Origin of the sequence: uncultured Nostoc sp. (assembly GCF_937863485.1) — a bacterium.
In the GTDB taxonomy this organism is placed as follows: Bacteria; Cyanobacteriota; Cyanobacteriia; order Cyanobacteriales; family Nostocaceae; genus Nostoc.
The window spans coordinates 18803-31894 of sequence record NZ_CALMFY010000157.1; the positions used below are offsets into that span (position 1 = coordinate 18803).

Sequence of the window (13092 nt, forward strand, 5' to 3'; positions counted from 1 at the left end):
TTAATAATTGTGACACACACCCTTTAGGATAAAATAACCCACCCAAGAGTGATTGGGTGGGGTGTTAAGCATGGTTTTAGATTTCGTCACTGGTCATTGGTCATTAGCGCTCTTTTTTTACTCTCATTAGAGAATATTTAAAACATTGTTTCTCCGTGCTTGGTTCCAAACAAGGATTTTTTGGCAATGCTTATCAAGCAAGGCTTTGAAAAAGATTCCAGGTCAGCCTCTTACTTTTTCTCTACTCAGAGACATAAAAGAACGTTAGTCCTAATGCTCAATGCCAATCAAGCAGACCGATACTCTAAGTCAGCTGTTTTCGGACTTTTGTAGATTTCTGGGCAACTCCTGTAACTAGCTTTAATGTCTTCTAAAGCTAGACGTAAATCTTCTCTGCCGCCAAAGCTTTCCAAACGATGCCGAAGAGTGCCATTTTCAATCAATAGTAAGGTTGGTAGTGACTTTAGCCTATAAGTAGTAGACAATTTAAAATTTTGATCGGCATTAATCCCAACTAATTTAATTTCTTCCCCACATTGGGCTTGAAATTGCAACAATAGCGGGTGGATAATCCGACACAAGCCACACCAAGGTGCTTCAAAGTTAACTAAAACAGGAATAGGAGATTCTAAAACTTCTTGAGTAAATGTCTGCTCACTAACCGACAACACCATGACGCCTCTTGGATTATAAGGTTTTTATATTAAACTACCTATCAGCACTGAAGTGAAGGATTGGTAAGTCGTTAACTGTCGATAGATGCTTTCAGGAACCAAATCTCAGGACACAGAATAATTAGGCAAAAATTGAGCGCGTTGATGTGTCTCTGACAAAAAAACCAGCGCGACTCTCACGGTGGCTTTTTTGGATGTTAGACTCCTGATTGCCGTCTCCACCTGTGAATTTCACTGAATTGCCATTTATTCCCGAGGAAAAGCAACTGACCAACTACCAATATAAAATCTCAAACTAACTGAACGCACCTCCACTGAATAGCTGTTTGAACTGATCGTACATTGATTCGGGGCAATTGATAAGGTAAAATTCCCATCTATTTTGGATTTTATGCTGACACTGGGGATCGCGTGAACTACCTACATTTGGGCAAGCGGGAAATGTAGGTTTCCCAATTCATTGGCAACAGCCTCGGCAGTAGTAGACTTGTGCCCATAACGCTTTGGTCTGACGTTGCCTCCAAGGGCAGTATCGTTGGTTCCCAACGACAAGATCCGCAAGCCTTCATTTCTGATAAGAATTGCCGCATTCACATCTCTGTCATGGTGTGTATTGCAGTGAGGACAAAGGAAAGAACGCACACCTGAGTCCATCTTAGGAATTGGCAATAAGCTATTAGAATAGAGATGATTTTGACGTTAGCTGGATATTGAAGAGACTGTCTACCGTGCCTAGTTTTAAAGGTTGGGTATTTAGTCAGACCATCAAAGAAGTTGATAAAAGCTTGAGACAGATTTAAACAGGATTGCTGCAAAGATTAGGAATAACGTTCTTTGAGCCATTTATACTCAACTTTCCAAACTAGAATCTGTTTCTTCATGTCGTAAGCTGACAAGCCCTTACCCGCCTCTTTGTAAGTCTGAGACTACACTTAGAGACTGATTCCAAACCCAGCGAACACAGCTATAGGCTTGTACCAAATGAGCTTGCTGGGCTGTTGTTAGGTAAAATCTGACTTTGACCGCTCTCAACATGAATCGACCTGATTACGCTTGAGTCACCATGATAATATCTCTTCCGCCAACAATCAAGACATTTGTTCATCTCCTCATCCACCTCCTTGATTGTCAAGAGCTACGCTTGTTGATTCATTCGGGGGGTGGAATCGTCGTCTCAGGCGCATTAAATGGAGCAGTGCGGTGAGCCAGACCCTAACAGGGGGTTTCCCGACTTGTCCCTTGCGCGTCTCCCTTAGGAGAAGCGACTGGCGTTAGCGCAGCTAAGGCCAGTCAGACGCTACGCACAGTCGCCTTAGCTGGGCTACCCTTGCGTCACCAGCATCACCCGTAAGGGTCTTGGGGAAATCCCATGAGTGACTACCGTCTCATCACCTCCCTTTCCTGCGGAAGGCTACCGCGAACGGGTAGGCGAGAGGCTTCTGCTCTTTAAGCTAAATTTCCCATCTGATCCTACTAGTTGCTTCCAGCAACAGAGGGTGCGACCACCATAGCAAAACTATAAAAATAGTGACTCCCAAATAGGCAGGGCGGATAAATTCCTGCCATTTGATAGATTGACGGCCGTCAATAATTGCTTTGAAAGGAATAATTGAAGTCCGTTGTTTGGCAATTTCAAAGGATTCCCCATAGCGATCGCTCAGACGGCGATCCCCGTGCCAAACTCCAAACAAGTGATGTAACACCAATCCAATGGAAGTCACAAGGGTAAAGGTAGTACCCAGCCACAGAGTATGGGCAACACACCAAATTATTTGTCCTACCATTTGAGGATGACGGGTAATCCGAATAATTCCTGTTTCGTAGAGATGAACTTGGGGCTTTTGAATGGCAGCAACTTCTAGTAGATTGAAGGTAGCAGGATATAAAAACAAGAACGAGATCGCTGACAGCAGCCAAACAAATTCTCGCACTCCTGGCACCCCTTGTACCTGCCAAAGTTGCAAACCATCATAGCGGTGCCCAAAAAAGTAAATAATTAATATCACAGCCAACGTTAGGCTGACTAATGCAAAGAGAATGCGATAAAGCCTTGGGCCAATGTATTTTTCTGCCCAAGGGCGCAAAGCAGCGCCTCCACTATGAGCGATCGCAAAAACTATTTGTAACCCCAGTATGACAAAATGACTAGGTGTCAACCAAGAAATCAGCAACATATACACGGGTGAAGTAATTTAAAGAAAATTGAATTCAGTACAACCAATACCACAAAGTGTTAAAAAGGGGACTTGAGTCAAGATGTTGTGCTACTGTCTTTTTCAAATTAAGCCTTCAAGTTTAATATGCAACAAATCATGCCTAGCTGATTGCTGCCAAACCTGATTTATTGTGTGCATCCGCTCCTTTCAAAGTTTGTGGGTTGAGCCTTATGTCTGACCTTCCTTTCACTTTAGATCAGTTACGTATTTTAATAGCGATCGCCCAAGAAGGAAGCTTCAAGCGCGCCGCTGATAGTCTTTACGTCTCCCAACCTGCCGTCAGCTTGCAAGTCCAAAATCTCGAACGACAGCTGGATGTCCCCTTATTTGACCGTGGCGGACGACGCGCCCAATTAACCGAAGCAGGGCATCTACTCCTTAGTTACGGTGAAAAAATCCTCAGCCTGTGTCAGGAAACCTGCCGCGCGATCGAGGATTTACAAAATCTCCAAGGCGGTACTTTGATTGTCGGTGCTTCTCAAACCACTGGCACTTATCTTTTGCCCAAAATGATTGGGATGTTCCGACACAAATATCCAGATGTGGCAGTGCAATTACACGTCCACTCCACTAGGCGAACTGCTTGGAGTGTCGCTAACGGACAAGTTGATCTGGCAATTATCGGCGGTGAAATTCCGGGTGAACTATCAGAATCTTTAGAAGTTCTTCCTTACGCTGAAGACGAACTAGCGCTAATTCTACCTGTATTTCATCCCTTAGCCAAACATGAAAAAATCCAAAAAGAAGAGCTATACAAATTACAATTCATTGCCCTAGATTCCCAATCGACTATCCGCAAAGTAATTGACCAAGTGCTAGGACGCTGTGAGATTGATACAAGACGTTTTAGAGTTGAAATGGAACTAAATTCCATTGAAGCAATTAAAAATGCTGTGCAATCTGGTTTGGGGGCTGCCTTTGTTTCAACTAGCGCGATCGCTAAAGAGTTACAAATGGGTGTTCTGCACTGTGCCAACATTGAAGGCGTCGTCGTCAAACGGACACTGTGGCTGATTTTTAATCCCAATCGCTATAGATCCAAGGCCGCAGAAGCTTTTAGTCGGGAAATTTTACCTCAGTTTGCTAATCCTGGATGGAATCAAGATGTGTTAACATTGCCACAAAAAAACATAGTGGTAACTACATTAGATATAGGAACGCCCACCTCCGGCGAAGACTAAAATCTGGCGATTAGTCTTTGAAGTTCTCTACCCTTGTTTTGAGGTCGCCGCTGCGCGTAGCTTGGCTTTTGAGTAGGGTTCCGGGAATAGTAACCAGACCCTTTCTACCAGACACGCTCTCTACGCGGACTACGTTGGCAGAGCCTCTGGTAGAGTTGAGGCTGCGCTATCGCCATCAGTCGGCACTCATACTTCTTTTTTTGTCATTTGTTCTTTGTTTTTTTTGTAAATGACCAATGACCAAATAATTCGTAATCCCCTACGGGAAGGCTGCGCTTACGTAATTCGTAATTATTACCTCATAGCTGTTCGCGCAGCGTAGCATAGCAAGCTAGGGGTTTGACATCAGGAAAAAAGTTTCTTGTTCTTTATAAATAAATTTAGTCGCTCTGTAACCTGAATGAATTACGAATTACATAGCTTGCTTCTCGCCAGAGGCGAGTATTATCAATTACGAATTATTTTGACTAATGACTAATCAGGAAAATGGAAGTTTACTGTACTCGTCCACGTTGCCCACGCCCACAAAACTATTTTGCCGATTTAGATGATATTACGACGCTGAAAACAACGCAGCAAAAGTACTGTACTACCTGTGGTATGCCACTGCTGCTAGATGGTCGATATGTGACAATTAAGCTGCTGGGAAGAGGGGGGTTTGGAGCAGCATTTTTGGCACGCGATCGCCGAATTCCAGGAATGCGTCAATGCGTAGTTAAGCAGTTTCAACCAGCGGGTAATTTAACTTTAAATCAACTGCAACAAGCACAGATAATGTTTGAGAGAGAGGCAGAAGTTTTAGCACAGCTTGGTAACGATCACGAGCAAATTCCTGACTTGTTTGCCTTCTTTCCAGTGATAGTTAACAGTTTGCAGCCAGGACAGCAAGACCAGTTTTTTTATTTGGTACAAGAGTATATTGATGGGCAAAACCTAGAGGAAGAATTAGTTCAACAGGGTAAATTTTCTGAACAGCAAGTGTTGAAGGTGCTGCAAGAAATCCTGAAGGTGCTAAAGTTTGTCCATCATAGAGGCATTATCCACAGAGATATTAAACCGTCTAACATCATGCGCCGTCGTGATGGTAAACTTTTTCTGCTAGATTTTGGCGCAGTAAAGCTTGTGACAAACGCTGCATCTGGTTCTGCTGCTTCTTCCACGGGAATTTATTCTATGGGATTTGCACCACCTGAGCAGATGGCTGGAGGTCAAGTATTTCCATCTACAGATTTATACGCCTTAGCTATAACTCTTATTACTTTGTTGACAAATCAGGAAGCAATTCAACTATTTGATGCCTACAGCAATCAGTGGAAATGGCGATCGCAAGTGACTATCAACCCTCGCCTTGCTGATATTTTAGACAAAATGCTGCTACCTGCTGCTAATCAGCGCTTCCAATCAGCCCAGGAGGTTCTAGATGCACTTAACTCACAGCCTCTAGCCCCGATACAACTTAATTCGCCTTCTGTAACACTCCCAACACAACCGCCTAAAAGTTCCAGTCCCGTCGTCCCCCGCCGTCCACCAACTCAACCAGCGTTTTCTACAGTGGAATTATTGGGTGGGGCGGCATTTAGTGGATTTGAGGGGGCATTGATCGCGATCGCCCTCTTTAGTCTAGTAAAATCACCAATAGCTACTTTCATTGTTGCATGTGTAATTTTGGGGATACTGATATTTGCCCAAACCAGGCGGTGGATTGAAAAGTTCGATTTATTAATTATTCCGACAATTACTTTTGCGATTATTTATTTTCTTCCCTTTTTACAAGGGGGTCTTGGCATTCAAACAGTAGTTTTTTTATCAGTTGCAGCAGGCTTAGTAGCCATTTCACTAACAGCCGTATTTCGACTTATTTATAAATTATTATCTCTATTACTTTAAAAAGTCCTGGTGTTAACAGCCACCTATGTCTCAGAAAAACGAAACACTTAGCCTTTTCTTAGCCGTAGTCATTACCATTGGCTTAATCTTTGGTGGCTTATGGTTTTTTATGGCACGGTGGGCGCAATTAAATAAACTTGTTGCGAACCAGTCGGAGAATAACAATCCCAGAGATGCCATTTCTGTTCCTAAGCCTATAGAGACTGGCAAGACAAGTAATACCATCAGCAAATGTGACGTGCCAAATCTCCCAGAGGGGACATTTAACTATGGTGGTAGCACAACCTGGGCACCTATTCGTAAAGACGTAGACTCCGTACTCCAAAGCCAATGCTCTCAGTTTATTTTACGCTATACTCAACCTCCGTCAGGTGAATCAGGATCTGGAACTGGCATTCGGATGTTGATAGACAATCAACTAGCTTTTTCTCAATCTTCTCGCTCGGTTAAGGCTGAAGAAAATACAGAAGCTAAACAAAAAGGATTTAGTTTCAAAGAAATTCCAGTGGCGATTGATGGAATTGCGATCGCAGTTAACCTCAATCTCAACATTCCTGGTTTAACTGTCGCCCAACTCAAAGATATCTACACGGGCAAGATTACTAATTGGCAACAGGTGGGTGGCCCAAATTTACCCATTACAGTTTATTCTCGCACCAAAGAAGCTGGGGGTACAGTGGAATTCTTTGTCGAAAATATTCTAAATAAAGAGAATTTTGGTACTAACGTTAGTTATATTAACACGACCACTGAAGCAGTACGAAAAGTAGCTGCAAGTCCTGGTGGAATTTACTATGCTTCTGCCCCAGAGATTGTACCCCAATGTATGATAAAATCCCTGCCACTAGGGCGCACAAGCGGTCAATTTGTGCCTCCCTACCAAGAACCCTTTGTACCTCCGTCTGAATGTCCCACTAAGCGTAATCAGTTGAATACTCAGGCGTTTCGTAGCGGGGACTATGCAATTACCCGCAATTTATTTGTAATAGTTAAACAGAATAGTCAAACGGATCAGCAAGCTGGCGAAGCTTATGCAAATTGGCTGCTGACACCTCAGGGTCAAGAACTGATCCAAAAGGCTGGATTTGTCAGAATTAAATGATTAAAGTGGTTAGATTTAGCAAAATAATCAAATAATAAACATTTTTATTTTATTCAAATTTGTTTATGTCACAAAAGAATGAAACCACAATTTTAGCCTTGGCTCTGTTGCTGACAGTTGGAATAGTTGGCAGTGGCGTGTGGTGGTTTACTAATGGCACTGGGTTCAAAATTGGTAATACCATCATTTCAAATCAAGAAACAGGCAGCAATCCATCCCTAGAAAACCGGATTAGTTTTGGGGAAAAAACTTTGACTCCAGGTGACATTTCTCCTGCAAAAAAAGAAGGAGTACAGGCGATCGCTGCTAAAAGTTATGATAAAGCGATCGCCAATTTCACCGCTGCCCTAAAACTCAACCGTAACGATCCAGAAGCATTAATCTTTCTTAACAATGCCCGCATCGGTTCCAAGAGCTACACCATTGTGGCTTCTGTACCATTCGGCACTGACCCCAATGCTTCCTTAGAAATTTTACGTGGCATCGCCCAAGCCCAAAATCAAATTAATCGCTCTGGAGGAGTCAAGGGAGTACCGTTGAAGGTAGGGATAGCTAACGATGACGACAAGCCAGAAATATCGAAGCAAATAGCTTCCAGCCTAGTCAGCAATTCAGAAGTATTAGGTGTAGTTGGGCCTAATACTAGTGATTCCACCTTAGCAGCAGGTACTATTTATAATTCTGGACAACTTGTAGCAATTTCCCCTACCAGCACATCTGTAAAAATTTCTAACTTTAGCCACTACGTTTTTCGCACGGTTCCCAGTGATTTTATGGCTGCTAGAAGTTTAGCTAACTATATGGTGAAAACCTTGCAGAAAAAAAATGCAGTGGTTTTCTTTAATTCTCAAAGTAACTATAGCCAGTCTTTAAAGTCTGAGTTTGTTTCATCTGTTTCCTTAGAGGGTGGACAAGTATCCAGCGAATTTGACTTATCCAAGGTGGATTTTAGCGCGGCTAAAAGCCTAGAACAAGCAACTAAGCAAGGTGCAGAAGTGTTGATGTTAGCAGCTAACACTGAAACTCTAGATAAAGGGCTGCAAGTAGTTCAGATTAACCAGAAACGGTTAACTCTGCTGGCGGGAGATGATGTTTACACCGTCAAAACTTTAGAAATTGGCAGAGAACAAGCTACGGGGATGGTACTGGCAGTTCCCTGGCATATTGATAGTGATCCTAAGTCAGATTTTCCCCAGAAATCACGGCAGTTATGGGGCGGTGATGTGAGTTGGCGAAGCGCCCTCAGCTATGATGCCACTGTAGCCCTGATTGAGGCATTAAAACGCAATCCCACACGATCAGGAGTCCAACAAGCACTCTTCTCCTCTGACTTTTCTGCCACTGGCGCTTCTGGTACAATTCGGTTTTTAGCATCAGGCGATCGCAATGCGCCAGTCCAACTTGTAAAAATTGTTCCTGGTTCTCGCTCTGGCACTGGTTATGACTTTGAACCAGTGCGATAAGCAGCAATAAAAAATTAAAAATTAACCAATAGTTAACCTAAAAAAGCTCTCAAGATGAGAAATTAAGCTTTACGGGAAAAATTGTAGTGTCAACTAGCAATTTTTCCTCACCAGCAATTAAGCCTTGTAGAGAAGTAATAAATAATTCAAATAAAATACTTAGAACCTTAAAGTAGTCAGAAGTTAGGATTTATCATAATTCGTTAACAAAATGCCTGTCCTCCCAATACAATCTCAAGTAGCAAGCACCTATCAAGTCAAGCACTTATATTGAATGGACGCGGGTAATTTAGTATGTCCCAAAAAAATGAAATACCTATTCTTGTTTTATCCATCCTAATCACGGTTGGGCTAATAGCTGGCGGTTTTTGGTGGTTCACCAGAAAGTCTGGTCTTGATCTAAATACAATTAATTCTGGTAGCACCAAAACGCCCCAAACTGCATCAGAACAACCTAGTGGCAAGACTTTCGCCTCAGTACAAGATGTTCCTACAGGATTATTCAATTACGGAGGCAGTACATCTTGGGCACCGATTCGACTGGTAGTTGATCCAGGAATTCAAGCGGCGCGACCAGAACTTCGGCTGCGCTATGTAGAACCCAGCAATGGATCTCCTGGTTCTGGTACTGGTATCCAGTCACTGATAGACGGTCAATTAGCTTTTGCCCAGTCCTCCCGACCAGTTCTAGATCAGGAGTTAAGCCGTGCCCAGCAGCGTGGGTTCACTTTGAAACAAATTCCTGTGGCAATTGATGGTTTGGCAGTCGCAGTTAACCCTAACCTCAATATCCCAGGACTAACGATAGAACAGTTAAAGTCAATTTATACAGGCAAAATCAATAATTGGAGCCAGGTGGGCGGCCCCAATATCCCGATTAAGCCCTATTCTCGCCGCATTGTTGATGGCGGTACAGTCGAACTTTTTGTTCAAGACATCTTGGGTGGTCAAGCTTTCAGCTCCAATGTGGAATTTATCTCCACAACCACCCAAGCCTTGCAAAAATTGGCTGGTAGTCCTGGCAGCATCTACTACGCTTCTGCCCCAGAAGTGATTCCTCAATGCTCAATCAAAGCCTTGCCGTTGGGGCGGACGCAAGGGCAATACATTGCTCCATACCAAGAACCTTCTGTCCTCCCGTCTGAATGTCCTGGTAAACGGAACAAATTGAACACTGAGGCTTTCCAATCAGGAAAATACCCCATTACTCGCAATCTGTTTGTGGTGGTCAAACAGAATGGTCAAACTGAGCAGCAAGCAGGTGTCGCTTACGCCAACTTACTACTAACTGAGCAGGGACAGGAACTGATTAGCCAAGCTGGGTTTGTCAAAATTCGCTGACATGAGCGATCGCATCCGGCGGGGCGTAGCCCAGCGCACTCAGACAGAGTGGCGGAAATCGCCGCTCTGAACTGTGCTTTAACCAGCTCTATTAATCGATTCTGCTGGCAAGCAAATGAGATTATCCCCTTGGGTGAGGATTAAGCCGCGTTGACGCAGCTTACCCATTAAGCGGGTGACGGTGACACGAGTCGAACCAATCGCGCTCCCAATTTGGGCATGGGTGAGGGGGAAGGGCAGACAATAACCGCGAATCACATCAGGATCAGTGTCGCTCATTGCTGGCTCTCCATATTCCTCAATTAACAATGTGAGAAATCCTAAGAGGCGGTCAATTGTGCGGCGTTGTCCCAGGGCACTCAGCCACAGCAGCTTACGCTGGTGCTGATACCTAAAGGCATCCATAACTTCGCGACGGAAGTGAGGCCAGTTGTCTAAGTCATGCCAGTACATCCATAGCACCGCAGTTTGGTCAACATGGGCATAAGCCTGGAGTGTGAATGGTGACTGGGCAACAATTTCAAATGGCTGTCCCGCTCCCACAAAACCCAAGAACGCTTCTTCTGGGGTTCTGTTGATTCGTCGAGACGTTAGCTGACTGGCAGTCGCACTCACTTGGGCGGTTCCTACCATGCGGATCGCACCCCTTTGCACCAAATATAGCAATCCAGGTCGGGCTGGAATGCGCTCATCTTTGCTAAAGGTACGGCAGCGGTAGTGTTCTTGAGCCCAGTCAAGAATTCGTTGCCAAGTTAAAAAAGGCCGTGATGCCTCAGAAAAGGAGGATGGAGATTGCATAGGTAACAAAGAGCGTTCGGCTGAAGACAAAGACGTCATAAAAAGGTGCAAGGAGTGTCTTTGTGTTGGCGAGGCTTAACGCCTAACAGCGCCAGCCAATCCAAAGAATAGAAAGCAAATTACTCTCTACTCTTTTGTTATACTTCCTACTGTACAATGATGGTAGTAAAGGTTACTTACTATTCATCGATTATTCATCAAATTTTATCCTCTTCTCATTTTTCTTCATCTAAATTATATTTATCTCGCAAGATAGATGACAGAAAATCAGTAAATATATTTTACATGGGTGTTTAAACAAAACTACGTGCATTATAAATTACTAGTTAGGAAATATACGTCAATTAAACAGCTATTATATAGTTACTTGGAAAAAGTAATAAGCATTAATACTTATAAAGTAGAAAATATATGCGTAAAAGACGAAAAAAATCATCTATATAAAGATAGAGATGAAGGTAGAGTTTTATATATCTCAAGTGTGGCCCTGCGGCTATCAAAATCTCAGAATCGAAAAGCTATGGAGCTTGCCAGTGCGATCGCCTCTGATTTATCGAAGACTTGTGGCGACGTTTTTAGCGTCCAAATTGTTCCCCCTGGCTGGATACATTTTGAATTAACTCACTCTACCTTAGCGGCTTGGTTACAAAGTCTTGCTGTGGGGAGTTTAGAAGGAGAGGGGGAGCAGGGGACAATTAATGCCCAATACAACTCTTCTCTACGAGAGGCTGCGCCAAGGAGAGGCTGCGCCAACGACGCCGCTCAGTACAAGTGCCCAATGCCTAATTCATTGTTTGCTGTTCAGTATGCCCATGCACGTTGCTGTTCGCTAGTGCTGATGGCTCATCGAGAAGGATTGATTAAACTTAGAGAACCAGTTCCAAATACTAGTCCAGCTTTTTGGAGTGTTATCTTCCCTAACCCTTTACCTTGGCTCAATTGTGATAGAACATTGCGGCTAAATCACCCAGGTGAGCGTCGTCTAATTGCTGAGTTAGTGCAAGTGATAGATAACATCGAGTGCCCTGATGTTAGCGGTTCTGTGAAATGGGAAAAAGTAGCGCTGAATTTGAGCCAAGCTTTTGAAAACTTCTGGTCTAATTGCCGGATTTGGGGTGAGGTGAAAATTACCTCACCAGAGCTAGCCCAAGCCAGACTTGGATTGCTTATGGCTACTCAGTCAGTATTAAGATATGTGCTAGAAGAAAACTTAGGTGTTTTTGCGCCCTTGGAATTATAAATCGGTAATGTCGCTTAGGTAGAAAATAAAAACTTTTATAATAGCTATTGACTGAATGCATGACCTGGGCTACATTAGCAGGTGTGTGAGGAGCGAACCAGCTAGGGCACCGAGACGAAACACGGCCAGTCGTCGGTGTCCTTTCTGATTTATATGGGTTAACTTTGAAAAAGTGCCCTGATGATTACAGCAAAAACTTTTCAATTGCTACTGCTGCTCCGTCTTCCTCTACGCTAGGAGCTACCCACTGAGCGATCGCTTGCACTCCTGCTGGTGCGTTGCCCATAGCTACACCAAGTCCAACATATTTCAGCATTTCCACATCATTGAAGTTATCCCCAATCGCCATAACGTTGGCTGTCTGTAATCCCAGCAATTCTTCGGCTAGGTAACGCACAGCAGTTCCCTTATTCACAGAGGCGTTAGTTGCTTCAAAAAATGTAGCAACAGATGTTGTGAGATAAAGTTCAGCAGGTGTGTATTGGCGGCGCATATTCCCCAATAGCTGATCAATCACATCAGTGTCATCGCACAAAGCGAGAATTTTTGTTGGTTCATTCGTTAAGACTTGGCGCAAATCACCCACAGGAATCGGGGTAACACCAGAACGTTCTGCATAAATTTGGGTTTCTCTAGTTAACTCACGGACGTATAGCTGATCATTGATGTAAAAGTGGACAGATAGGAGCGATCGCAACTCAGGCTGCTCAAAATAGTCGATTAGCTTGTGGGCGATTTCCCTGGAAACAGCCCAATGGCGATAAATTTTTTGGGTGATCGGGTCTTGAATCCAGGCTCCCTGATAGGCCATTAATGGTAGGGTAGAGCCAATGTCTTGGTGGAAGCGTAAGGCTGAACGATACATTCGACCTGTAGCGATCGCCACTTTAATTCCTCGGGCTTGGGCTGCAACAATCGCTTGCTTTACATCTGCACTGATGGCGTTAGAATGTCCAGCGATCGTGCCATCTACATCCAAAACTAGTAGTTTAATGTCTTTTGCAGCAGCCTGATTATCAGTAGATGCCAAATGTGTGGCAGATGCTTTGTGCATAATTTCCTAGATTTTAAGTTCCAGTAAGAGGTTAACAGGCTCTAGAAACCAGTGGGGAGTACTAAAGCTGCAAATAACGTAGACATCAGTTTGTCTTAAATTATGTACAGGAGCAATTGGTAGGCAAAAACTAACT

The 13092-nt window shown here is 43.7% G+C and carries 12 protein-coding genes; 6 read left to right on the forward strand and 6 right to left on the reverse strand.

What is annotated here, in order from left to right:
• Positions 1-287 precede the first annotated feature (287 nt).
• The 4 genes from Q0541_RS20340 to Q0541_RS20355 all read right to left on the reverse strand — a co-directional run bounded on the left by Q0541_RS20340 (position 288) and on the right by Q0541_RS20355 (position 2848).
• Positions 288-674: a thioredoxin domain-containing protein gene (locus Q0541_RS20340; RefSeq protein WP_298914290.1), complete on the reverse strand. Its 387-nt coding sequence runs from the start codon at positions 672-674 to the stop codon at positions 288-290.
• A 420-nt stretch (positions 675-1094) separates the two neighbouring features.
• A complete protein-coding gene (locus tag Q0541_RS20345) occupies positions 1095-1328 on the reverse strand; it encodes a zinc ribbon domain-containing protein (RefSeq protein WP_298914293.1) in 234 nt (77 codons plus the stop codon).
• Positions 1329-1574: 246 nt separating this feature from the next.
• On the reverse strand, positions 1575-1709 hold the full coding sequence (locus Q0541_RS20350; RefSeq protein WP_298914296.1) for a helix-turn-helix domain-containing protein: 135 nt from the start codon (positions 1707-1709) through the stop codon (positions 1575-1577).
• Between the two features lie 416 nt (positions 1710-2125).
• Positions 2126-2848 (reverse strand): NnrU family protein, encoded by a 723-nt coding sequence (locus Q0541_RS20355; protein WP_298914297.1) that lies wholly within the window; start codon positions 2846-2848, stop codon positions 2126-2128.
• A gap of 212 nt (positions 2849-3060) precedes the next feature.
• On the opposite strand from Q0541_RS20355, the gene Q0541_RS20360 reads away from it, so the two are divergent.
• The 5 genes from Q0541_RS20360 to Q0541_RS20380 all read left to right on the forward strand — a co-directional run bounded on the left by Q0541_RS20360 (position 3061) and on the right by Q0541_RS20380 (position 9864).
• Complete coding sequence (locus Q0541_RS20360; RefSeq protein WP_298914300.1) at positions 3061-4071, forward strand: LysR family transcriptional regulator; 1011 nt, start codon at positions 3061-3063, stop codon at positions 4069-4071.
• Positions 4072-4557: 486 nt separating this feature from the next.
• Positions 4558-5958, forward strand: coding sequence for a serine/threonine-protein kinase (locus tag Q0541_RS20365; RefSeq protein WP_298914302.1), 1401 nt, complete (start codon positions 4558-4560; stop codon positions 5956-5958).
• A gap of 25 nt (positions 5959-5983) precedes the next feature.
• Complete coding sequence (locus tag Q0541_RS20370; RefSeq protein WP_298914305.1) at positions 5984-7060, forward strand: PstS family phosphate ABC transporter substrate-binding protein; 1077 nt, start codon at positions 5984-5986, stop codon at positions 7058-7060.
• Positions 7061-7125: 65 nt separating this feature from the next.
• Entirely contained in the window at positions 7126-8523 is a 1398-nt protein-coding gene (locus Q0541_RS20375; RefSeq protein WP_298914308.1) for an ABC transporter substrate-binding protein, read from the forward strand.
• A gap of 294 nt (positions 8524-8817) precedes the next feature.
• Positions 8818-9864, forward strand: coding sequence for a PstS family phosphate ABC transporter substrate-binding protein (locus Q0541_RS20380; RefSeq protein WP_298914311.1), 1047 nt, complete (start codon positions 8818-8820; stop codon positions 9862-9864).
• A gap of 78 nt (positions 9865-9942) precedes the next feature.
• Here the strand turns inward: Q0541_RS20380 and Q0541_RS20385 are convergent, their stop codons facing one another.
• The gene (locus tag Q0541_RS20385; RefSeq protein WP_190899985.1) at positions 9943-10701 is read right to left on the reverse strand and encodes a Crp/Fnr family transcriptional regulator; all 759 of its coding nucleotides are present in this window, start codon (positions 10699-10701) and stop codon (positions 9943-9945) included.
• A gap of 481 nt (positions 10702-11182) precedes the next feature.
• Here Q0541_RS20385 and Q0541_RS20390 point away from each other — a divergent pair, with 481 nt between their 5' ends.
• On the forward strand, positions 11183-11902 hold the full coding sequence (locus tag Q0541_RS20390; protein ID WP_366941904.1) for a DALR anticodon-binding domain-containing protein: 720 nt from the start codon (positions 11183-11185) through the stop codon (positions 11900-11902).
• Between the two features lie 184 nt (positions 11903-12086).
• Here Q0541_RS20390 and Q0541_RS20395 read toward each other — a convergent pair whose 3' ends face one another.
• Positions 12087-12956, reverse strand: a complete 870-nt coding sequence (locus Q0541_RS20395; RefSeq protein ID WP_298914323.1) for a Cof-type HAD-IIB family hydrolase — start codon at positions 12954-12956, stop codon at positions 12087-12089.
• Between the last annotated feature and the right edge of the window lie 136 nt (positions 12957-13092).